Below are 21786 nucleotides of genomic sequence, written 5' to 3'. Positions count from 1 at the left end.
GGTTCTCTGGCACACTGAAACCGGTCCCATCGGACGATCGCTCAAACGCTCCGGAGCGCTAGGCTCGGCCGTTCATCATGGCGCGAAATCGGAGTGTTGCCGCATTTCCGGACAAGGCCCATGTGCTCACGGCTTTACGCATTTTGCCTTAAGCCTGGACGGTCCTCGATATGTGCCCGGGCAGACGAAAGAATGTCTTCGGCCAGATCTGGACTGTCAACGATACGGGCTAGCATCATCGCGCCGATCATCGTCGCCCATGTGCCGATCGCCTCTATCCGCTTTCTTTCAGGATCGCCAGCGCCCGCCTTGTGCGTAAAGTCCTCGATCTGATCGGCAATCGCCTGCGTCAGCATGTTCCGCGTGGGCGCAGATGAACGCGCCATTTCTGTTCCAAGTGCGGCGAAAACACATCCACTGCCGGGGGCGTTGCGATGGCTGCTGCTCAGATAAGCCTTCGCCAGGGTTTGCAAATCTTTTGCCGGTAAAAAGGGAGCGCGAGCGTTGGCTTCGAATACATCGGCCAGCGCTTCCTTCACCAACTCATCTTTGCTGCTGAAATGGCGTGGAAAACCCCCATGGGTGAGGCCGGCACCCTCCATGATTTCGGCAACCGTTACCCCATCAATACCGCGTTCTCGAAAGAGTTTCGCTGCAGAGCGAATGATGGCCTCGCGGCTCTGTGCCTTCTGCTTCTGACTTCTCGGCATAAGAAATTTCTCCTGTTTTGAAAATTATAGATGACAGACATCATCTTTTCAATTAGATGATGATCGTCATCTTAAGTCTGGGCTGAAATCCAGGCGTTACGGAGAATGGAAATGCCTACAGCTCTCATCACAGGTGCCTCCGCCGGGATTGGTGCCGTTTATGCCCGTCGCTTCGCCAGTCGCGGCTACAAGCTCGTGCTCGTTGCACGTTCCTTGGAGAAGCTTGAAGATCTTGCCGCAGAACTCGGTGCCGCGTATGCGGTATCGGTCGAGTACATTGTCGCTGATCTGACCAATTCAGATCAGCTGCAGACCGTTTCACAGCGGCTCTCCGAGGGCGATATCGACGTTCTCGTCAACAATGCCGGAGCAGCCCTGCTCGGGACGTTTGAAGAGGCAGATGCCACCTCGATGGAACGTCTTGTTGCGCTTAACGTCACAGCGCCCACGCTTCTCGCATCGGCCGTTCTTCCCAGCATGGTCAAGCGTGGCAGTGGTGCGATCGTCAATCTTGGTTCGGTCGTTTCCCTTATGCCGCAATACTTCCCCGGCATTTATTCGGCGACGAAGTCCTACATGCTGACCTTCTCCCAGGGGCTTTCCGCCGAAGTGGCGGGCAAGGGGGTCTATGTCCAGGCAGTTCTGCCTGCGGCGACCCGGACCGAGATCTGGGAAAAGGCCGGCGCCGACCTGTCGCAGATCCCCAATGTCATGGAGGTGGACGATCTGGTGGACGCAGCGCTCGTTGGGTTCGATCGTCGTGAAGCCGTGACAATTCCGCCGCTCGCCGACGTCGGTCTCTGGGACACCCTCGAGCAGGCGCGTGCGGTCTTCCCGTCTGGCCTCGGTGGCTCACCGGCGGCCCGTTACATCAACCACTCCTGAAGCGTCCTGATCTTCAAACCTGAAAGGATCATTCTATGATAGCTCAGTCTCGTCGTGATGTTCTCATGAGCGCTGCTGCAAGTGCAGCCGTTCTCTCCCTGCCGACCTCAGCAAAAGCCGCCGGAGACGCGCTGACAACGCAGACAAAGTATGTTGAATCCAAGGGACGGCGCTTAGCTTACCGCAGCGTTGGTGCCGGCAAGCCGCTTGTGCTCTGCAATCGCTTCCGCGGTGTTCTTGATCTTTGGGATCCAGCTTTCATCGACGGTGTGGCCGCCCAAGGCTTCCAGGTCATCACCTTTGACTATTCCGGTCTCGGCCTCTCGACAGGCGAGAAGTCATACAATCCAATGTCGCTCGCTCAGGATGCCGTTGACCTCATCGAGGGGCTCAAGCTTGAGGATTTTGCAATTGGCGGCTGGTCGATCGGCGGCATTACCGCGCAGATCGTTCTGGCGATGACGGGTGACAAGGCAAGCCATGTTGTGCTTCTTGCGACCACCCCGCCTGGCCAACTCGTTAAATCCGGAGAACAGCTTTTCTATGATACCGCCGCCAAGCCGGGTACGGATCTCGATCAGTTCACCACTGTCTTCTTCGAGCCAGATGACGCTGGAAGTCGGGAAGCATCCAGGCGCTCCTTCGAGCGAATGATGGCTCGCAAGCAAGACCGCAGCCCGGATGTGCCGGCTGACTGGGCGATATCGCAGATCGGCAACACGCCTCGCAATCCGCTTTTTCCCGCCGAGCAGATCCTTGATCTGCTGAGGGTGACCAAGACACCAATCCTCCACATCGGCGGCGATCATGACATCGTGATGCCAATCGAGAACTGGTACGCGCTGAACAACCAGCTTCCCACGCTCCAGTTGATCACTTATCCGCGCGCTGGCCATGGTCCGCACCACCAGTATCCGGAAATGGCTGCCGTCCAGATCGCGGCCTTCGTTCAAAACACCCGCAAGGCTTGAGCATCCGCAGTCGGCTCCCGGATGGGTGAGCCGACTGCCTCTTAATGGGTCAAGGGGCGCCGATGGTGAAGTCGGCAGATTATTGGATTATCGCTATGAGACATGAAACTCCAGTTGCGCTCGTCACGGGCGCGTCCAGTGGCATCGGACTTGAGACTGCAAAGGCGCTTCATCGTGCCGGTTACAAGGTTTTCGGTACAAGTCGACGAGCGCTCGAAGGCGCAAGCATTGATGGCATCAGCTTGTTGGCCTGCGACGTGACAGATGATGCCTCGGTGACGGCACTGGTCTCGCAGGTCATGGAGAAGGCAGGGCGCGTTGATGTCCTTGTCAACAATGCCGGTGGAGCGCTGATCGCCGCCGCCGAGGAATCATCGGTTGATCAGGCCAAGGCGCTTTTCGATTTGAATGTCTTCGGGGTCATCCGCATGACCAATGCGGTTCTCCCCATCATGCGGTTGCAGCGCCGCGGTCGGATCATCAATATCGGATCGGTCGTCGGTTTTGTGCCGAGTCCGTTTTCAGCGCTCTATGCAGCCACCAAACATGCCGTCGAGGGCTATTCGCAGTCACTCGACCATGAGGTCCGCAATCTCGGGATCCGGGTTCTGGTCATCGAGCCTGCCTTCACGCGCACGTCACTGGATCATAATGCGACCGGCCCGGATCGGAAGCTTGCCATCTACGACGCGCAGCGCAGCGCGATGGTCGAAGTTTGGAAACAAGCGATCGAGGCCGGCGACCCGCCTCAGCTGGTCGCGGCGTCCGTGGTTGCTGCCGTGAGCGACAAGAAACCTAAACTGCAGAACCCAGCAAGCAAGATAGCACGCCAGCTTTTCTTGCTTCGCCGCTTTGTGCCGGCTGGAGCCTTCGACAAGAGCCTTCGAAAGCAGATGAAGCTTCAAGACTGACCTCCGGCATCATTCAGGTTGCCGCGAGGCAGAATTGCAAGTTAAACATCACGAATAAATGTCACAAAGAGACAAATGGCAGTTGTTGACATTTTTGAAGGGCGCCCCTAAGTTCCAAGGCAGTAGCCCTGGTAGATCCGGGGCGCCAGGTCTGAAAGGAGACTTAAATGTCCGCTGCCAATGCTGTTGCCTCCGGGGAATTCAAGATCGGGGGCGAAATCGCCATCAACCGACTGGGCTACGGGACCATGCGTCTGACGGGTCCGGGCTTTTACGGAGAACCCGAAGATCGCGATGAGGCGATCCGGGTGTTGAAGCGTGTGCCGGAACTCGGCATCAACTTCGTTGATACAGCCGATTGCTATGGTCCCTACGTTGCTGAGGAGCTGATCGCCGAAGCCCTTCATCCCTATGCCAAGGATATGCTGATCGCCACGAAAGGTGGCCTGCTGCGCCCGGGGATCACTGAAGGGCAGTGGCCCATCCTCAACCATCCGGACTACCTCGGTCAGGCGGTACGCATGAGCCTCAGGCGCCTGAAGGTCGAGCGGATTGATCTCTGGCAACTGCATCGCATCGATCCGAACTATACGCTCGAAGACCAGTTCAGCGTGGTCAAGGACCTGATCGATCAGGGGCTCATCCGTTATGCTGGTCTGAGCCAGGTGACCGTCGAGCAGATCGAGGCAGCGCGCAAGATCTTCCCGGTCGTCACTGTCCAGAACATGTACAATCTTGCCAACCGTGCCGATGAAGACGTCCTCGACTATTGCGAGAAGCACAATATCGGCTTCATTCCGTGGTTCCCGCTTGCCTCCGGCGAGCTCTCTAAGCCAGGCGGCATTGTCGACACACTCGCAAAGGCTAAGGGTGCAACGCCAAGCCAGATCGCCTTGGCATGGATGCTGAAGCGCAGCCCTGTCATGTTGCCAATCCCAGGCACGAGCAAGGTCAAGCATTTGGAGGAAAACGTCGCCGGCGCCAGCGTGATCCTGACCGACGAAGAGTTCGCTCAGCTTGATGCGGCTTCTCCACGCGGCTGAGCAGATCGGGAGCGGCATACCTTGAAACGGTATGCCGCCAGCACTTTAAAACACGGCTTTATCCGCAAGAGCGAGCAGGTATCTAAGCTCTCGCGGAAAGGCCCTGTCGGCGTGGTTTCTTAAGGGCGCTCGATCGCAATCGCGGTCGCTTCGCCGCCGCCGATACACAGGGATGCCACACCTTTCTTCAGTCCCTGCCGTTCAAGTGCGTGGAGAAGCGTCACGATCAGCCTCGCTCCCGTCGCACCGATCGGGTGGCCCAGCGCACAAGCCCCGCCATTCACGTTCAGCTTGTCGCGCACAATCCCCAAGTCCTTGGCCGCGGCCATGGCGACAATGGCGAAGGCTTCATTGATTTCGAAGAGATCAACGTCTTCAACACGCCAGCCGGTCTTGTCCAGGAGCTTGCGAATGGCCGGAATGGGCGCGGTCGTATACCAGGCTGGATCCTGACTATGGGCTGCATGTCCCTTGATTTCGGCCAGAATTGGCAGTCCTTCTTGTTCTGCAATCGACCGCCTAGTTAGGATTAGTGCCGCGGCACCATCTGCGTTGGCGGACGCACTTGCGGCGGTGATTGTGCCGTTGGCGCGAAAAGCAGGTTTCAAGGTGCGGATTTTATCGGGGGAGACCTTTAGGGGATGCTCGTCCGTATCGATCAGCACCTCTCCCGCTTTGCTCGACACAGTGACTGCGGCGATTTCTTTTGCAAAAGCGTTATTTTCGATTGCGGTGCGGGCGCGCAAAAGCGTTTCGGTGGCAAAGTCATCTTGGTCTGCACGTGTAAACCCATAGGCTTCTGCGGCAGCTTCTCCGAAGTCGCCCATGGCCCGGCCACGCTCATAGGCATCTTCAAGGCCGTCCAACATCATGTGGTCGAATATCTTGTCATGTCCGACGCGATACCCCGTTCGCGCCCCTGAAAGCAGGTACGGGGCGTTCGACATTGATTCCATGCCACCTGCCACAACAATATCAGCCGATCCTGCAAGGATGATATCATGCGCGAGCATCGTGGCTTTCATACCGGACCCGCACACCTTGTTGATAGTCGACGCGCCTACCGCATCGGGGAGGCCTGCACGCCTTGCTGCCTGACGGGCAGGTGCCTGCCCTTGCCCTGCGGGCAAAACGCATCCGAGCAGCACTTCGTCCACCCGTTCGGGCGATAATTGCGCTCTTTCCAAAGTCGCCTTTATGGCGTGGGCTCCGAGCTCGTTCGCCTTCATGGATGAGAGGTTGCCCATGAATCGACCAAGAGGTGTGCGTGCGGCGGATACAATGACGACGGGATCGTAAGACATGACCTGTCCTTAGTTGCAAGAGGCGGGAGGGGGCGAGCTCTGACCGGTCAGACTGCCATGACGACGCAGGTCGAAGTGCCGTGGGCCAGCAGCTTGCCGTTTTGATCCTGAACCTGCCCGTCGAGGGTAATCAGCGAACGCCCACGCGAGATAACCCTTCCTGTTATCGTCACCGGTCCAGCGTTGCTCCGGACTGGTTTGACGAATTTGGCCGAGGTCTCGTGCGACATGCAGGCCTCACCTGCAGCCAGCGTTGTCTGGGCGGCCAAGGCCATTGCCGTATCAAGCATGGTCATGATCCAGCCACCGTGAACGGTTCCGACCAAGTTATGGAAGTCGTCTGTCGGGCTTGCGGTAAGCGTTATCTGCCCGAGTATCGGAGGCTGCAGTTCGAAGGGCAGGAGGTCGGCCATCGGCGGCCGCTGGACGGTGCCCTCATGAAGTGCTTGCACCAGTTCCATACCGGTATGCTGTGTATGTTCCATGAGGTCGTGCTCCCTGGCTGCGGCTAGCTGTTTGGTGGCCTCGCAGTCAGACGCGAAGCCATATAGAGTTCGAGCGAAATCTATATGGCTTTTGCCGAAACGCAACTTGAATTGTGAGACACTCTCGCAGGCGAAACTCAGGTCGTGGTGGCCGCGAGCCGTCAAACGTCTTCCGTGTCGACCATGTCGTCGTCGGTCAATGGCACGATCCTTGTCACCTTATCAAACACCGACAAAAGATCTGCCTTGCCGTCCGTTGCCAGCCAGCGCCGTATTGAAACTCGGATCATGGAAAATACGATGGCCGTCAGCACTTCGGTCCTCAGGCTGTCGAAATCGCTACCGGCTCTAGCTTGAAGATGCTTTTCAACTCTCTCTGCAAGCGCTGCCGACATCTCCTGTTTTCTGGCGCTGACAGAGGGAGATGAAGCGATCGTCTTCTCGATCACGAGGTAGAACTCCGAACGCTGCTGGTAAGCTTCCAGCATTGCTCGAGATGCCGCCATCAATGACTGTTGAGCGGCCTCGTCCTGTGGCCTTGCCGTCAGAGTATCAATGAAGATCGTGATGGTGTCGTCGACCCAACTGACGATCACATCCTCCTTGGTCGGGAAGTATCGCAGCAGGGTTCGTGGCGAAACATCGACTGCGGCAGCGATTTGACTTATGGTTGTGTCAGCAAAACCCTGCCGACCGATGAGTTCCAGAGCTGCCTCGAGGAGCTGCGTTCTTGTCTTGTCTTTCTTGCGTTCTCTCAGGCTCAATACCGTATCCTCTGATGCCAGAGGTCGACCATAGTCTGAATGGCAGTCGATGACAAATGTCACTGACGGGTCTCATGGGCGTGAAAGAATTGCTTCACCAGTCCAACGTTATTGCCTCAGTTGTTCAATGAGGCCAGGTATTCCACGATGGCCTTGCGCTGCTGCGGGTTTGTAACAGCGACGGCCATACGCGTTCCCGGGATCAGTTTGGCGGGTGCAGAAAGATATTGATCGAGGGTGCCTGCGTCCCATCTCAGGCCGGCATTTTTCATTGCCGCCGAATATCTGAAATCGGTGGAGCCGCTTGCTCGGCCGATGACGCCGATAAGGTTGGGGCCTGCTGGGCTGTTCTTGCTTGGTGTCACCGAGTGGCAACTCTGACAGCGCTGTTTGAACAGCCTCTGTCCCTCTTCGGTCCCTTGTGCAATGGATACCTGTACCGCAAGCGTAGCATAGGTCGCGACCGCTGCCGCCGTTAACGTGAAGCGCATCTGGAAAATTCCAATCATAGAGGTGACCACAGTCAGCAATTCAACTTGCTGTGGATTGAACGAATTTGGACGATGGTTAGGGGAAAGCATACCCGGCCACTTGAGCCGGGTATGCGCAGACCGTTATGCCGAGGGCAGATTGAAGGGTAGCGTACGGATACGCTGGCCGCGTGCCTTGTACAGTGCGTTTGCGACTGCCGGACCGATCGGTGGAACCCCAGGTTCACCGATGCCTGACGGCGGATTGGCTGAAGGAAGAATATGGACTTCGACCTTCGGCATCGCGTCTATCCTCAGCGGTGTGTAGGAATCGTAGTTGCTCTGGTCCACCTCACCAGCCGTCAATGTGATCTTTTCTGCCGAGATCGCACCGAGGCCGAAGCCGATGCCGCCCTCAATCTGGGCGCGGACCTGACCCGGATTGATGGCGAGCCCGCAGTCCACGGCGGCGACGACACGCTCCACCTTGAAGCCGCCGTCCGGCTTCAGTGAGACATCTGCGATTTCAGCGACCACGGTTCCGAAGCTCTCGGCAACCGCCACGCCTCTGAAGATCCCTTCCGGTACTGGCTTGCCCCACTCTGCCTTTTCTGCTGCCAGCTTGAGGACCGCGGCATGGCGCGAAGCGGGTTCCAGCAACGAAAGACGGAATTCGACGGGGTCTTGTCCTGCAGCCTCTGCAAGCTCGTCCATCATGGTCTCTGCAGCGAACGCTGTGTGGGTATGCCCAACGGAGCGCCACCATAAGACAGGCACGCCGACGTCGACCGTTGTCAGCCCGATTTTCTGGTTCGGTATGCCATAGGGAATGTTGCTGATCCCCTCGACGGAGGTCGGGTCGACGCCATCCTTGACCATTCCCTCGAACATGGTTTTGGCCATGATAGACTGGCCGACAACATGATCTTCAAATGCAACAAGCTTGCCGTCAGCATCCAAAGCTGCCTTGAGCTGGTGGACATACATCGGCCGGTAACGACCGGCGCGCATGTCATCTTCGCGGGTCCACTGGACCTTGACCGGTGCGCGGTAGCCAATGGCTTTCGCCACATAGACCGCTTCCACGACCACGTCGCCATCGAACACGGCACGCCGCCCGAAACTGCCGCCCGTCTTCATCACGTGAAGCTTGATCTTATCGGGCGTGACCTCTGCAATCTGTGCTGCCAGGCCTTGATAGACATCCGGGAATTGATGCCCGCCCCAGATTTCGACGGTCCCATCCTCATTTCGCCGGGCAACCGCGTTCAAAGGCTCCATGGCTGCATGGGAGAGATAAGGGAATTTCAGAGTGGCTTCGATCACCTTCACTGCCGTCTTGAACGACGCGTCAACGTCGCCGTCCTTGCGTGCAAGGGCAGGAGCTGGTTTGCTGGCCAAATCCTTGTAGAGCGCCAAAAGCTCGGTTGTCCCGCGCTTTTCCGCTGCAATGTCATCCCACTCGACGGTTACCGCGTCGCGTCCCTTCATCGCTGCCCACATGTGCTGCCCGACAACCGCAACGCCTCGTGGCGTCTCGACGACGTCGACGACACCTGGAACTTCGCGCGCTGCGGTGGCGTCAAACGACTTCACTTTCGCGCCGAACAGAGGCGGATGAATCATCACTGCCGTCAGCATTCCCGGAAGCTTTACGTCGAGCGTGTAGCTTTCAGTCCCATTCGTCTTGCGGGCGCTATCGAACCGCTTCAGATCTTCCTTGCCTATCAGCTTCCAGTCAGCCGGGCTCTTCAAGCTGACATTTGCCGGGACCGGCATCTTTGCAGCGGTTGCTGCAAACTCGCCGAAACCCCCCTGTTTTCCGGAGGCGTGTGACAAAATTCCGTTTTCGACTTTGATTTCAGACGCTGGAATACCCCATTGTTCGGCTGCGGCAGAAACCAGCATTGCACGCGTTGCAGCACCGGCCTGGCGGTAGCGGTCCCAGGAGGTGAACATCGAGGTGGAGCCACCGGTTGCCTGAAGCGCGCCCCCGAAAGCAAGGTTGCCAAGTGATTTCACATCGCCTGCAGCTCCGACCACTTCAATTGTCGACCAGTCGGCGTCAAGCTCTTCCGCGACCAGTGTCGCGATGCCGTTATAGGAGCCTTGTCCCATCTCAAACTGGGACGACAAGACCGTGACCTTGCCCGACGGCTCGATCAGAACATAGGGGGTGAACTGGCTTACAGTCTGGTCGGCGGCCGTGGCGGCCTGCGCCTCCGATACGGGCAGGAGACGAAATCCGACGGCCAATCCACCACCAGTTGCCAAAGCGCCGATGAGGACCCCTCTTCTCGATACCGAAGGCTGTGCTGCGCGGAAACGGGCATAGTTTGTAGGTTTGGTGAACATGGCTCAAGCCTCCAGACGTTTTGCGGCTTCATGGATCCCGGCACGGATCCGGTGATAGGTCGCGCAACGACAGAGGTTCCCGGCCATGGCGCCATCGATGTCGTCGTCAGTCGGCTTAGGATTGTTCGTCAGAAGATCAGTCGCGGACATGATCTGGCCGGACTGGCAATAGCCGCACTGGGGGACGTCAAGTTCTGTCCAAACCGCTTGCACTGTCTCAGCGACCTTGCCCGTCAATCCTTCGATTGTCGTGATCTTTGCCTCGCCGACATCGCCGACAAAGGTCTGACAAGATCTAACTGGTGAACCGTCCAGATGGACCGTGCATGCGCCGCATTGGGCCATGCCACAGCCAAACTTCGTTCCCGTTAACCCAACAAGGTCTCGGATCGCCCAGAGAAGTGGCATATCGGGCTCGGCGTCGATTTCATGCGCCGTACCGTTTATCGTAAGCGTCACCATCGTGATGTCCCATGGTTCGAGTTTCAGCAGCGCCCAGCGGAACGCACCCTGTGTCAGAGTATTCGAATGGGACTTCCCTTCGTAGGGAACATTCTCTTGAATTCTTGCCTAATCCTCTTGGTACCAAGATTGTGAGAGTTTCCGCTGCGGTGGACTTCACGGTGTACTCACCTATCGATTCGCTCTGGTTCTCTTGAGGATTTCTGAAGGTGAATGCCCAAAGAGCCGGCGAAATTCCCGACTGAACTGTGACTGGCTTTCGTAACCGACCGACAGGGCCACACTGGCAATATCGCGTTCGCTGGAGAGCAGTTTCGCTCTTGCGTGGTGCAGCCGGATCTGTTGTTGCAGCTGGCCTGGGCTCATCCCGGTTAGCGTCTTGAAATGATTGTGGAACGTGGAGACCCCCATGCGCGATAGGTCGGCGAGTTGCTTGACACTTAGGGTCGAGGAATAGTTGTCTCTAATGAAGTTCACCGCAGTTGTGATGCGGTGGCTTGTGGTATCCGCGAGGGCAAAATCGCGAAGCTGACGGCCTTGTGGGGTAACAAGCAGACGATAGAAGATTTCTGTTTGGATATGTCGATGCATGAACTGAAATTCTGGGTTGTCCGGATCCAGAAGAATCAATTCATGAAGAAGCCCCACAAGACGCTCCGACAGATGGCCAACCATCGGGCCAGACGCCGGTGCGACTGCATGATCCATGTCATATTCCACGATCAGGCGACGTATCAGCTCCAGATCGAGACGCAGCAACATGGCGATGTAAGGATCTGTGGCACTGGCGGAACGCGCCCAGCCGCTCATCGGCATTCCGATCGCCGTGATCAGGTAGGAGTTCTCTGCATACTGAATAACATCGCCACCGGTGCTCACCAATTTGCTGCCGTTGAGGATAAAACAGACACTAGGCTCGTAAACGCCACAGAAATCTGTCGAACTCTCTGTGAGCCTGTAGATCGACAGGCCAGGCACCGGATTTGGTATGGAAATGTCCTCGGCCGACATCTGCGATATGACATCGACGAGATGCCGGCGCCTGGATTGCGGATCTGTTGGCGCCTGCGGATCAATTGGTGCATTCACTGGCACAAATCTCTTTGACCCTAGCTAGGGAAATCTTGGCGGTGGTTTGTGGATCTTAGCCGATCCGCACGATGACAGCTAGGATACGTAATGCGCCTACCACAAGTCTTGCTGCAATCAGGCCCCTCATTGCCGCACTCTTCATTTCGGCATGATCACTCTTCACGCTGCAACAACAGGAAGCGCCATCCGGTTCGGCCGGGCCAGGCATGAAGAAGTAGTCGAGCCGGGGCGCAGGAACCAGTTCAAGCAACCAAATTCGATCGGCAAGCTATATATGTTGAAGGTCAAAGATAACCGCAGAGCCGCCGCAATTCACTCAAGCGCCGCCAAACCTGAAAGTCTGGTCCCAAACCCGAAATTACACCAGCTTGACGGACGCTATCCATGATCTGGCTCTTTTTTCTGCCGGCATGCATCCGACGGCATGGCGGTTCGAACCCCTTAAAGGGCGTCAAGCCAAAGGTGAGGCTAGCGTTTCGCGGACAGCTTCATTTGTGTAGCCATAGCCGTCTGCTGCGAGTGAGCTTTTGAAACAAGGTTGCCCCGCGGGTAATGGGTCGACACATTGTCCATTCGCCACAGTCATATGCTGCGGCGAAGCACGACCTTTGGCGGAAAGAGAACATGCTGCGCGTCTTCACGGCCTTCGATGCGACTAAGCAGCAATTCGCTTGCCCGGGCGCCGAGTTCCAGCGGATCCTGGTTGACGCTGGAGAGGCTGACGGCCGGCTGTCCGGCGAGCGAACAGTCGTCGTAGCCGATGACGGCGAGTGAGCCGGGGACGTCGATGCCCAATTCGTGACAGGCCGCCAGCAGCGGAACGGCATCGAGATCGGACCAGACGAAGATCGCCCGCGGCCTGTCTTCCGAAGAGAGCAAGGCCGCTAGTTCCTTCTTCCTAGATTCGCTCGGATGGGGATGGCGGATTATCCGTGCCTTGTCTTTCAATCCGATCGCAGCCATGGCCGCCTTGTATCCCGCCTCACGCTGCACCGCGACGACCGAACTGGGGCTGTCCGACCGGTCATAGCTCAGCATGGCGATATCGCTGTAGCCCCGTGATGCCAGCGCTTCGACGGCCATCTGCGCCCCCGCGAAATCGTCCGAATTGACCGTGTCGTACAAGGTCGCCTGAGGTTCGTGGTGGGCAATCGCGACGATGGGGATCTGTTTCGCATAGTGCGCAACCACGCTTCCCGAGATCTGCGGCCCGATCAGGACCAGGCCATCCATCCTGGTGTCGATCATCGACTCGATCATCGATGTCTCGAGCTTGGAGGCCGCGCGGCCGACGCCGACCATCGCTTTATAATTCGCCTCTGCCAGACCTGCGTCGATCCCTTCGAGCAGAACCGGGACGAACGGGTTGGTCAGTTCCACGACCAAAATGCCAACGGTGTAAGTCCGGCCGCGCATGGCCCGTGCCGCCGTCGACGGACGATACTTCAGAAGGTCGATGGCGTTTTCGACCTTGGTCCGCAGTGCCTCTGACACACCGTAGGCATTGCGCAGAACCTTGGACACGGCGGCCACCGAAACGCCCGCATGCTCGGCGACATGGCGGATCGTCACGCGATCCGTCGGTGGGCCAAGCTTCTGTTTTTCCATAGGTAATCCCGTCTACGCATCATCCTTGCATCTACTATATGCAAAAAGCGCTTGCGCGGCAAACGAGTTTGTAGAATGATATACATAGAACGATACACAAAATGACCGGCGTGGCCTTATGGGTATGCACCGGCGGGAGTAGAGACACCATGGACAGGCCCTCTCTGGCAGGCTCGATTTTGGCATCCGGCAGTCAGCCCTTTGCGCGGGCTGAGATGATTGCGCCCGAGATTGACAAGGGGCAGGGCGCAGCCGGCACCTTCGTGCAGAGGTCCTGGCAGGTGGATAGCCTCCCCTCGACGGCAACCTTGAGGATTTCTGCGCTCGGTCTCTACCGCGCCTTCATCAATGGCAAGCGCGTCGGTGAGGATCTGCTGACGCCCGGCTGGACCTGCTATGACGACCGGATCGCCTATCAAGCCTATGAGGTATCCGAGCTTCTTCAGGTCGGAGAAAACCGGATCGAGATCTGGCTTGGTGATGGCTGGTATCGCAGCCAGTTGCTTTGGGCCTCCAATCCCATCTTCAATTGCTGGGGTGACCGTGTTGCGGCGATCGCCGAAATCGAGGCTGACGGCGCAGCACTGCTGGTCACCGATGCGAGCTGGAAGAGCGGTCTATCCCCGGTAACGCGCAACGGGATCTATTTCGGCGAAGACTACGATGCCCGGATTACGCCTCGCGCCGAATCCGGCATGGACCTGCTCGATTTCGACAAGGGCCTGCTCGTGCCGCACGAGGCGGACGCGGTGAGGGAGCTCGCACCGCTCGCGCCGATCGAGCAGTGGCAGGATGCCGAAAACCGGACACTCTATGATTTCGGCCAGAACGCCGGTGCATACATTCGGCTCCGTGTCAGCGGAAAGCCGGGCGCGTCAGTCCGCGTCGAGCACTCCGAGATCCTTGGGCCGGACAAGGCCTTCGACAACCGGAATTATCGTAGCGCCCGCGCCGAGCTGCGCTACACCCTGTCTGGCGAAGGCGAGGAAACCTATGCCCCGCTCTTCACCTTCATGGGCTTTCGCTATGCACGGGTGACGCTCGAAGGAGACGTCAGCCTCCTTTCCATCGAGATGGTGCCGATCAGCTCGGTTCCGGTCTCCACTGGCGGCATCACCACAGGTGTTGCCGCGGTCAATCGGCTCGTCGAAAACACCATCTGGTCACAGCGTTCGAACTTCATCGAGATCCCGACGGACTGCCCGCAACGCGATGAGCGCCTCGGCTGGACGGGAGACGCACAGGTCTTCGCAGGCACCGCCTGCTGGCTTGCAGACAGCGAACGTTTCCTGATCAAGTATCTGCGCGACGTCATGCATGACCAGCGCGAGAATGGTGCGGTTCCGCACTTCTCTCCCGACCCGACTCGACTGCATCCGATCGATGCGCGCGGCGACTGGGCCGGCTCGACCGGTTGGGGCGATGCCATCGTCATCATCCCGTGGCAGCTCTACCTGCATTACGGCAATAGGGAGGTCCTGGCGGAATGCTTCCCGGCCATGATCAAATGGCTCGACTATCTCTGGGGCATTTCCAACGGCCCGATCATCCGCCCGCCGGCCGAGTGGGGCGATCACGGCTTCACTTTTGGCGACTGGCTCCAGCCCGTCGGCGATAACCGTAAGCCGCGACCGACCGTCGCTGACGATTGTGCCGCCACGCTCTACCATTTCATCTCCACACAACTCGCGGCGCGTATCGGTCGCATCCTCGGCCGTGACGACGAGGCGCGCCGACTGGACGAGCGTGTAGATGCAATCCGCGCCGCCTTCCGCACAGAGTTCTTTTCGCCCTCCGGTCGGATTGCGCATAACGACCAGACGTCCTGGGCGCTTGCCTTCCTGCATGGTCTCGTTCCCGATGACTACAAGGAGGCGGGCAAGGCCTATTTCCGCCGCGTGGTCGAGGAAACCGATGGCGTCATCGGTACAGGGTTTATCGGCACGCCCGCGTTGCTGCCAGCGCTCACTGAACTCGGCATGCTCGATCTTGCGGAAAAGGTTTTTCTCAATCGCAAGGTGCCGGGCTGGCTCTATCAGGTCGAGCGTGGCGCGACCTCCATCTGGGAGCGCTGGGACGCGGTGGCCGAGGACGGCTCGATCTACGATCCGGATATGAACAGCTACAACCATTATGCCTATGGCGCCGTCTGCCAGTGGTTGTTCGAGGATGTGGCTGGCCTGAAGCTGACGGCTGAAGGTGCGGGTTTTTCAAACCTGGAGCTGGACCCGGCTATTTTGCCCGCGCTGTCGCCCGTCAAAGCCTGGCACGATGTGAGGCAAGGGAGGATCGAAGCCGAGTGGAGCCTGGTGGGGGATCAGGTGACCTATCGCGTCGTACTTCCGCAAGGTCTCTCAGCATCGTTGAAGGCATCGAGCATCCGCAGCAACGTCTCGGTCAATGGACAGTCCGTCGAAAGCCAGATGGATATAAGTCTCACGGCGGGCGAGCACATCATCACGTTCAGCATCTGATATGGCCGCGGGCGCTGCCCGCAGCCAGTGAATGATCAAGTGGTCAATAGAGGAGGAAACGACCATGAGAATGACTGCAAGAACAATCCTGGCCGCATCGCTTGCCAGTCTTCTGGCGAGTGCCGCCCATGCCGACGTAACGCTCACCATCCTGGCAGATACCAATCCTGAAACAATTAGTTTTCTGGATGTTTTGACCAAGGCCTACAGCGAGAAGCGACCTGACATCAGTTTCGACATCGAGAACCGCGCAGGGGGGGCTGAGGGGGACAACATCGTCAAGACGCGACTGGCAACCGGCGAGATGGCCGACATCTTCCAGTACAACACCGGTTCGCTCTTTCAGGCGCTGAAGCCGGAGAATACGCTCGCTGATCTCTCCGGTCTGCCGAATGCCGGCAATATCTCCGAGAACTTCAAGCCGGTCGTCAGCGCGGCGGATGGCAGCGTTCGCGGCGTTCCCTTCGGCCCTGCCATGGGCGGTGGCATCTTCTACAACAGAAAGATCTACGCAGAACTCGGGCTGGAAGTGCCAAAGACCTGGGCCGATTTCATCGCCAACAGCGAGAAGGTCAAGGCGGCCGGTAAAGTCGGCATCGCCCAGACCTATGGCGACACCTGGACGTCCCAGCTCTTCGTGCTGGCCGACTACTACAACGTCAACGCGGCAGCCCCGAGTTTTGCCAAGGACTTTACCGACAACAAGGCAAAATTCGCAACGACACCCGCGGCTGCCAAGGGTTTCGAACGCCTTGAGCAGACCGGCAAGGCCGGACTGTTCAACGCCGATTTCGGAGCTGCCAAGTTCGATGACGGCATGCGTATGGTGGCAACGGGGGAGGCGGCTCATTATCCGATGCTGACCTTCGGTATCGGCAACGTCGCACAAAACTATCCTGACAACTTGGCTGATCTGGGTTTCTTCGCGCAGCCGGGCGATGATGCCGCAAAGAATGGCCTGACGGTCTGGATGCCATCTGCGCTTTACAGTCCGTCCAGTGCCGAGAATGGCGAAGAAGCCAAACAATTCCTCGATTGGGTTGCCTCCAAGGAAGCCTGCGAATTGATGGCGAAGGCTGTTCCTTCGGGTCCCTATCTGATCAAGGACTGCCAGCTTCCCGCAGACGTGCCGCAGGCCGTCAAGGACATGTTGCCCTACTTCGAAGCTGAGGGTGGCACTGCGCCTGCGCTCGAATTCCTGTCTCCGGTCAAAGGCCCGGCACTCGAGCAGATTACGGTAGAAGTCGGGTCCGGCATCCGACCGGCTGCCGAAGCAGTTGCTCTTTATGACCAGGATGTCGAAAAGCAGGCCAAGCAACTCGGCCTGCCGAACTGGTAACCTCCCGCCAGTCGAACCCCGTCCGGTCTCCCAGGTCCGGGCGGGGTCTGCATCGGAGAAGAGACATGGTCACGCAGAAATCCCCCTATCCCTATTGGTTCGTGCTGCCGGCTGCCGTCGTGTTTTCGGTGCTGTTCCTGGCGCCGACATTCGCGTCCTTCTGGTTCAGCCTGACACGCTGGGACCTATTCTCGGCTGAGTTCATCGGCTTGGAGAACTACCGGCAATTCCTGCGTGAGCCTTTCCTGATCCAGGGCACGGTCAACACGCTGATTTATGCGGTTGCAACGTCGGCCACCAAGTCCGTCCTCGGTTTGCTGCTCGCCGTGCTTTTGACATCGGGAATATGGGCTCAGGGGTTTCTGAGAACCGTCGTCTTCTTTCCCGTCCTCGTGTCGACCATCGGAATTGGCATCACCTTCGCGGTGCTCATGCATCCGACGAATGGCATGATCAATGTGGCGTTGAATGCTCTCGGGCTTCCCGGTCCCGGGTGGCTGACCGATCCTTCGCTGGCGCTCTATTCGGTCATCCTGGTCGATCTCTGGAAGGGTGTTGGCCTAGCAACCTTGATCTATATTGCTGGTCTCGCAACGATCAGCCAAGACTACTACGAGGCTGCGCGGATCGACGGCGCCACCCGCACACAGATGTTCTTTCGCGTCACGGTGCCCCTGGTGCGCCCGGCAACGGTCACCGTCGTGACGCTGTCTCTCATCGGCGGCCTTCGCAGCTTCGACCTGATCTGGGCCATGACCCGGGGCGGTCCGGGCTTTTCCTCGGATGTGCTCGCAAGCGTCATCTATAAGCAATACCAGGCCGGCTTCTATGGTCTCTCAACGGCGGGTAACGTCATTCTCTTCCTGTTGATTGCGCTGATCATCCTGCCGCTCACAGCATGGTTCAATCGTCGGGAGGTGGATCTATGACCCGTCGTCAGCTTTCCACGGGGATCGTCTCGCTCGCCCTTGCGTCCATCATATTCATCCTGCCCTTCGTCTTCATTTTCCTGACGGCAGCGAAAACCCGTCAGGACGCCTCGCGGCTGACATTCACCTGGCCTGTCGAATGGCAATTGTGGGAGAATTTCCTGCAAGTGCTGGAGACGCGCAACTATCTGCTGCTGCTCGCTTACTTCAATTCGACCGTCATCACGGTCTTTGCGGTGACACTGCTCGTGCTGTTTGGCGCCATGGTGGGCTATGTCCTGCAGCGCCGTCCCTCGCGCTGGAACAAGGTGATCTATGGTTTCGTGCTCGCCGGTCTGATGATCCCACCGGCAGTGGTGCCGACAATCTGGGTGCTGCAGTCGATCGGTCTCTTCAAGACGATCACCGGCATGATCTTCATCCAGGTCGCCTATGGCCTCGCCTTCTCGGTGCTGCTGTTCCGAAGCTTCATCGCGACGATCCCCCGCGACCTCGATGAGGCGGCGCTGATCGACGGGGCAACGCCCTTGCAGATCTTCTTCCGTGTGATCCTGCCGCTGCTGAAGCCTGTCACGGTGACCGTCATCGTCGTGCAGTCGATCACCATCTTCAACGACTTCACCAACCCGCTCTATTACCTCCCCGGTCGGGAAAACGTGACGGTGCAGCTCACGCTCTATAACTTCCAGGGCCAGTTCCAGACCCAGTTCAACCTGCTGTTCATGAACATCCTGCTGGTCACCATCCCACCGCTTATCGTCTACATCTTCTTCAACCGACAGATCGTGGCCGGCATGACCGCCGGTGCCGTCAAAGGATAGTCGCATGACCAGTGTCGTTCTCAAGGACATCCGCAAGAGCTTCGGCAGCCTGGAGGTCATCAAGGGCATCGATCTGACGGTGGAGACGGGCGAGTTCTGCGTCTTTGTCGGCCCTTCCGGCTGCGGCAAGTCCACGCTGCTCCGGATGATTGCGGGGCTGGAGACCTCGAGTTCGGGCCAGATCGTCATCGACGGTGAGGACGTAACCCACGCCGAACCGTCGAAGCGCGGGATCGCCATGGTCTTCCAGTCCTATGCGCTCTATCCGCATTTGACGGTGCGGGAGAACATCGGCTTCGGTCTGTCGCTCGCTGGCCGTCCGAAGACCGAGATCGCTGATAAGGTCGATAAGACGGCGGAAAGCCTGCAGCTCACCCATCTACTCGATCGCAAGCCGAAGGCTCTGTCGGGCGGGCAGCGCCAGCGCGTTGCGATCGGGCGTGCGATCATCCGCAATCCCAAGGTTTTCCTGTTCGACGAGCCTCTTTCCAACCTCGATGCAGCGCTTCGCTCACAGATGCGCATGGAACTGACCGACCTGCATGCCAAACTCGGCGCCACCATGATCTACGTCACCCACGACCAAGTCGAGGCGATGACCATGGCCGACAAGATCGTCGTCCTGAATGCTGGACGCATCGAGCAGGTTGGCTCCCCGATGGACCTCTATAACAATCCTGTCAGTCCCTTCGTCGCCGGTTTCATCGGATCGCCCAAAATGAACCTCTACGATGGCGAGGTGGCCGCCGCAGAAGGTTGCACCACCTACGGCATCCGCCCCGAGCATCTTGCGTTGTCAAAGAGCGAAGGCAAATGGCAGGGTCAGGTCCGCCACATCGAACGGCTGGGTGCAGACACAGTCGTCTATCTCGACCACCCGTCGATGAAGCAGATCGTTGCCCGTGTGCCGGGCGACTTCGAAATCGCTTCTGGGGAAGTGGTCTATGCGTCCCCGATGAGCGGCAAGGAACATAGGTTCGCGTAGATGTCAGTGTTTATGCAAGTCTCTGTGCAAACAGGCCCCGCAACCAACAAAACATCCAAAACAAACCTTCAACCGCCTCCAACAAATGGGGCGGTTTTTGTGTTTGTGTTAGCGGTCGAATTTTTACTAGCTCGCCAAGCTTGGCACTTAACGAGCTCCATCTCTGCGACCAATAACATGTGTTGACGACTCAAGTTTTATGTTGCATTGGATGCGGATTAAGATTGCGACGATGGGATGGACCTCTTGGTGCTCCTGTCTGTGTTTTCCTTAAACGATCGGCCCCGAGCTGGAATAGATATTGAGTGCCAAATGCCAGCACGCGTTTCCGATTGGCGACAGGTATTCCATTCTGCAGATGATCTCAGTGTCTCTAATACGACACGGTGGACATGCATGAGGCGGTGCTCTTGCCTGCCTTTCTGAACGCGATTTTTGCCGCCCACCGCCGCTCCCTCTTGTGGACCGTCATGCGCATCGTGCGCGATCCCCAGACAGCGGAAGACCTCGCGCAGGAAACCTATCTGCGTGCTCGCAAGGCGGTTGAAGGTGGACGGGTCGAGCATCTGGAGGGCTTTCTCCACCAGACGGCTCGCAATCTCGCGCTCGATCATCTGCGGCGCCGAAAGACGCGTGCAGGAGCGGAGCTGGAGGGCTTGGAGGAGACCTTTCTTGCGGCCATCTCGGCTGACATCCCCTCGATTGAGCAGGCTTTGATCGAGAAGCAGACATTCGGCGTGTTTCAACAGGCGCTTGCTACCTTGCCGAAGCGCGCACAAGCCGTGCTGGTGCTCAGCCGGATTGAGGAGTGGTCGAATATTCGCATCGCGGAGCATCTCGGCGTCTCTGAACGGACCGTCTTCAACGATTTGAAGCTCGCAATGGCTCATTGCCGGGATGCCATCGCGCGTCTGGACGGGAAATGATGAATACGAAGCCGCTTATTGCAGTCGTCTCGATCGAAGATGCTCTCCTGAAGGTAGCCCTGCTATCCATTCCCGCAACGAATTTTGCTGGGTTTGACGTGCTCATGCGTCAAGGTATCAGGAACTCGCAAACACGCTTCGATGGGATCGGCTAAGTGGGACATCAGGACGCGCAGGACCGGGACCGAATGGCCGGCGACTTCATCCATGCCGATCCTGTGGCGGATCAGGCTCTGGACTGGTTCGTGCGGCTGCGTGACGGCAAGCAGGATGCAGCGACACGCGCCGAATTTCTTGCTTGGCTGTCGAGGGATCCTCGACATGAGGAAGAATTTCGTGGGCTGGAGATCCTGTGGAATGAGAAACCGTTTCACGATGCGGTGAAAGCGCTGCCTGTCGACCGGTCCGAGCTGATGCGGACGAGGAGCCGCCGCTGGCCGCTGCGGGCCTCAGCACTGGCTGCTTCGGTTCTCCTTGCCACCGGGATCTGGCAATACCCGTCGCTAACGGTTGCACTCCAGGCAGATTACGTCACAGCGACCGGATCCCAGACGCGGGTTCCCTTGCCGGATGGCTCGACGATGCTGCTGAATACCGACACGGCCGTCGCGCTCGATTTCGATGCGGGCAGGCGTCACATTCGCCTGCTGCGCGGCGAAGCCTTCTTCGATGTCGTGCACGATCCTGCCCATCCCTTTACCGTCAGCGGCCAATATGGCGAGGTCGAAGTACTGGGCACCGCATTCGCCGTCAGGACCATAGATGGTGAAGATGAGGTCGTGCTGGAGCGGGGGCGCGTGCAGGTTCTCTGTCTGTGCGATGGGCGGGACAAAACCGTGCTTGCTCCCGGCGAAACGGTTAGCGTTACCGCGTCCGCGGTGTCTCCCGTTCATGCGGCAGACCCATCCGCGACGCTCGCCTGGCGCGAAGGCCGGATCATCTTTGAGAACGCGGCTCTCGGAGATGTTCTCGAAGAACTACGCCGCTATCATCGAGGAGCCATCTTCGTGGCGGATGAGCGGGTGAACCAGATGAAGGTCACCGGCAATTATCGCCTCGATGATGTCGAAGGTGCGGTTCAGACCCTTGCCGATGCGGCGGGCCTCGGTTTCTACCGCGTTCCGGGCGGGCTTATAATCCTTCAATAGAGCGTCAACTTTTTTTGCCGGTTTTGAAACCCTGCTGCGTCCTTGCTGACAGAAGGGTTGGAAAACGCCTGGCGCGCGGCCAACCCCATGTTTTGAATGAGGGT

At 58.2% G+C, this 21786-nt stretch carries 20 protein-coding genes; 11 read left to right on the top strand and 9 right to left on the bottom strand.

What is annotated here, in order from left to right:
- Window positions 1-134 precede the first annotated feature (134 nt).
- Window positions 135-710 (bottom strand): TetR/AcrR family transcriptional regulator, encoded by a 576-nt coding sequence (locus tag C0V73_RS04825; protein WP_102018814.1) that lies wholly within the window; start codon window positions 708-710, stop codon window positions 135-137.
- A gap of 111 nt (window positions 711-821) precedes the next feature.
- Between C0V73_RS04825 and C0V73_RS04820 the strand changes: the two genes are divergently transcribed.
- The 4 genes from C0V73_RS04820 (at window position 822) to C0V73_RS04805 (ending at window position 4520) form a co-directional block, all read left to right on the top strand.
- Window positions 822-1595, top strand: coding sequence for an SDR family oxidoreductase (locus C0V73_RS04820; protein WP_102018949.1), 774 nt, complete (start codon window positions 822-824; stop codon window positions 1593-1595).
- Between the two features lie 65 nt (window positions 1596-1660).
- Window positions 1661-2566, top strand: coding sequence for an alpha/beta hydrolase (locus C0V73_RS04815; RefSeq protein WP_102018813.1), 906 nt, complete (start codon window positions 1661-1663; stop codon window positions 2564-2566).
- Between the two features lie 62 nt (window positions 2567-2628).
- Complete coding sequence (locus C0V73_RS04810; RefSeq protein WP_245407870.1) at window positions 2629-3477, top strand: oxidoreductase; 849 nt, start codon at window positions 2629-2631, stop codon at window positions 3475-3477.
- A gap of 167 nt (window positions 3478-3644) precedes the next feature.
- Complete coding sequence (locus C0V73_RS04805; RefSeq protein WP_102018812.1) at window positions 3645-4520, top strand: aldo/keto reductase; 876 nt, start codon at window positions 3645-3647, stop codon at window positions 4518-4520.
- A 119-nt stretch (window positions 4521-4639) separates the two neighbouring features.
- Here the strand turns inward: C0V73_RS04805 and C0V73_RS04800 are convergent, their stop codons facing one another.
- From C0V73_RS04800 to C0V73_RS04765, 8 genes are all read right to left on the bottom strand, one after another.
- On the bottom strand, window positions 4640-5824 hold the full coding sequence (locus C0V73_RS04800) for an acetyl-CoA C-acyltransferase (protein WP_102018811.1): 1185 nt from the start codon (window positions 5822-5824) through the stop codon (window positions 4640-4642).
- A 47-nt stretch (window positions 5825-5871) separates the two neighbouring features.
- A complete protein-coding gene (locus tag C0V73_RS04795; protein WP_245407869.1) occupies window positions 5872-6309 on the bottom strand; it encodes a PaaI family thioesterase in 438 nt (145 codons plus the stop codon).
- A 161-nt stretch (window positions 6310-6470) separates the two neighbouring features.
- Window positions 6471-7073: a TetR/AcrR family transcriptional regulator gene (locus C0V73_RS04790; RefSeq protein ID WP_102018810.1), complete on the bottom strand. Its 603-nt coding sequence runs from the start codon at window positions 7071-7073 to the stop codon at window positions 6471-6473.
- A 116-nt stretch (window positions 7074-7189) separates the two neighbouring features.
- Window positions 7190-7654 carry a c-type cytochrome gene (locus C0V73_RS04785; protein WP_210200147.1) on the bottom strand — a complete coding sequence of 155 codons (465 nt, stop codon included), beginning with the start codon at window positions 7652-7654 and terminating at the stop codon, window positions 7190-7192.
- A 33-nt stretch (window positions 7655-7687) separates the two neighbouring features.
- Window positions 7688-9898, bottom strand: coding sequence for a xanthine dehydrogenase family protein molybdopterin-binding subunit (locus C0V73_RS04780; protein ID WP_102018809.1), 2211 nt, complete (start codon window positions 9896-9898; stop codon window positions 7688-7690).
- A 3-nt stretch (window positions 9899-9901) separates the two neighbouring features.
- A complete protein-coding gene (locus C0V73_RS04775; protein ID WP_102018808.1) occupies window positions 9902-10360 on the bottom strand; it encodes a (2Fe-2S)-binding protein in 459 nt (152 codons plus the stop codon).
- Between the two features lie 171 nt (window positions 10361-10531).
- Window positions 10532-11449, bottom strand: a complete 918-nt coding sequence (locus C0V73_RS04770; RefSeq protein WP_143708303.1) for an AraC family transcriptional regulator — start codon at window positions 11447-11449, stop codon at window positions 10532-10534.
- Between the two features lie 585 nt (window positions 11450-12034).
- The gene (locus C0V73_RS04765; protein ID WP_102018806.1) at window positions 12035-13060 is read right to left on the bottom strand and encodes a LacI family DNA-binding transcriptional regulator; all 1026 of its coding nucleotides are present in this window, start codon (window positions 13058-13060) and stop codon (window positions 12035-12037) included.
- A 215-nt stretch (window positions 13061-13275) separates the two neighbouring features.
- Here C0V73_RS04765 and C0V73_RS04760 point away from each other — a divergent pair, with 215 nt between their 5' ends.
- The 7 genes from C0V73_RS04760 to C0V73_RS04730 all read left to right on the top strand — a co-directional run bounded on the left by C0V73_RS04760 (window position 13276) and on the right by C0V73_RS04730 (window position 21682).
- Window positions 13276-15534, top strand: a complete 2259-nt coding sequence (locus tag C0V73_RS04760) for an alpha-L-rhamnosidase (RefSeq protein WP_102018945.1) — start codon at window positions 13276-13278, stop codon at window positions 15532-15534.
- Window positions 15535-15598: 64 nt separating this feature from the next.
- On the top strand, window positions 15599-16873 hold the full coding sequence (locus C0V73_RS04755; protein ID WP_102018805.1) for an ABC transporter substrate-binding protein: 1275 nt from the start codon (window positions 15599-15601) through the stop codon (window positions 16871-16873).
- A 65-nt stretch (window positions 16874-16938) separates the two neighbouring features.
- The gene (locus tag C0V73_RS04750; protein ID WP_102018804.1) at window positions 16939-17802 is read left to right on the top strand and encodes a sugar ABC transporter permease; all 864 of its coding nucleotides are present in this window, start codon (window positions 16939-16941) and stop codon (window positions 17800-17802) included.
- Window positions 17799-18623, top strand: coding sequence for a carbohydrate ABC transporter permease (locus C0V73_RS04745; protein ID WP_102018803.1), 825 nt, complete (start codon window positions 17799-17801; stop codon window positions 18621-18623). The genes C0V73_RS04750 and C0V73_RS04745 overlap by 4 nt, the downstream gene beginning before the upstream one ends.
- Before the next feature lie 4 nt (window positions 18624-18627).
- Window positions 18628-19608 (top strand): ABC transporter ATP-binding protein, encoded by a 981-nt coding sequence (locus C0V73_RS04740; protein WP_102018802.1) that lies wholly within the window; start codon window positions 18628-18630, stop codon window positions 19606-19608.
- Window positions 19609-20000: 392 nt separating this feature from the next.
- Entirely contained in the window at window positions 20001-20534 is a 534-nt protein-coding gene (locus tag C0V73_RS04735; protein WP_172450017.1) for an RNA polymerase sigma factor, read from the top strand.
- Window positions 20535-20722: 188 nt separating this feature from the next.
- Window positions 20723-21682, top strand: coding sequence for a FecR family protein (locus C0V73_RS04730; RefSeq protein ID WP_172450014.1), 960 nt, complete (start codon window positions 20723-20725; stop codon window positions 21680-21682).
- Window positions 21683-21786 lie beyond the last annotated feature (104 nt).

This window comes from Rhizobium sp. TH135 (assembly GCF_002855515.1).
In the GTDB taxonomy this organism is placed as follows: Bacteria; Pseudomonadota; Alphaproteobacteria; order Rhizobiales; family Rhizobiaceae; genus Allorhizobium.
This window is presented reverse-complemented; position numbering and strand designations above follow the sequence as displayed.

Bases quoted from the DNA above. Each gene is read 5' to 3' on its own strand.
- C0V73_RS04745 (WP_102018803.1), top strand. From the start codon at position 17,799: ATGACCCGTCGTCAGCTTTCCACGGGGATCGTCTCGCTCGCCCTTGCG.
- C0V73_RS04750 (WP_102018804.1), top strand. From the start codon at position 16,939: ATGGTCACGCAGAAATCCCCCTATCCCTATTGGTTCGTGCTGCCGGCT.
- C0V73_RS04780 (WP_102018809.1), bottom strand. From the start codon at position 9,898: ATGTTCACCAAACCTACAAACTATGCCCGTTTCCGCGCAGCACAGCCT.
- C0V73_RS04815 (WP_102018813.1), top strand. From the start codon at position 1,661: ATGAGCGCTGCTGCAAGTGCAGCCGTTCTCTCCCTGCCGACCTCAGCA.
- C0V73_RS04735 (WP_172450017.1), top strand. From the start codon at position 20,001: ATGCATGAGGCGGTGCTCTTGCCTGCCTTTCTGAACGCGATTTTTGCC.
- C0V73_RS04785 (WP_210200147.1), bottom strand. From the start codon at position 7,654: ATGCTTTCCCCTAACCATCGTCCAAATTCGTTCAATCCACAGCAAGTT.
- C0V73_RS04740 (WP_102018802.1), top strand. From the start codon at position 18,628: ATGACCAGTGTCGTTCTCAAGGACATCCGCAAGAGCTTCGGCAGCCTG.
- C0V73_RS04795 (WP_245407869.1), bottom strand. From the start codon at position 6,309: ATGGAACATACACAGCATACCGGTATGGAACTGGTGCAAGCACTTCAT.
- C0V73_RS04755 (WP_102018805.1), top strand. From the start codon at position 15,599: ATGAGAATGACTGCAAGAACAATCCTGGCCGCATCGCTTGCCAGTCTT.
- C0V73_RS04775 (WP_102018808.1), bottom strand. From the start codon at position 10,360: ATGGTGACGCTTACGATAAACGGTACGGCGCATGAAATCGACGCCGAG.
- C0V73_RS04765 (WP_102018806.1), bottom strand. From the start codon at position 13,060: ATGGAAAAACAGAAGCTTGGCCCACCGACGGATCGCGTGACGATCCGC.
- C0V73_RS04805 (WP_102018812.1), top strand. From the start codon at position 3,645: ATGTCCGCTGCCAATGCTGTTGCCTCCGGGGAATTCAAGATCGGGGGC.
- C0V73_RS04810 (WP_245407870.1), top strand. From the start codon at position 2,629: ATGGTGAAGTCGGCAGATTATTGGATTATCGCTATGAGACATGAAACT.
- C0V73_RS04820 (WP_102018949.1), top strand. From the start codon at position 822: ATGCCTACAGCTCTCATCACAGGTGCCTCCGCCGGGATTGGTGCCGTT.
- C0V73_RS04760 (WP_102018945.1), top strand. From the start codon at position 13,276: ATGATTGCGCCCGAGATTGACAAGGGGCAGGGCGCAGCCGGCACCTTC.
- C0V73_RS04730 (WP_172450014.1), top strand. From the start codon at position 20,723: ATGGCCGGCGACTTCATCCATGCCGATCCTGTGGCGGATCAGGCTCTG.
- C0V73_RS04825 (WP_102018814.1), bottom strand. From the start codon at position 710: ATGCCGAGAAGTCAGAAGCAGAAGGCACAGAGCCGCGAGGCCATCATT.
- C0V73_RS04800 (WP_102018811.1), bottom strand. From the start codon at position 5,824: ATGTCTTACGATCCCGTCGTCATTGTATCCGCCGCACGCACACCTCTT.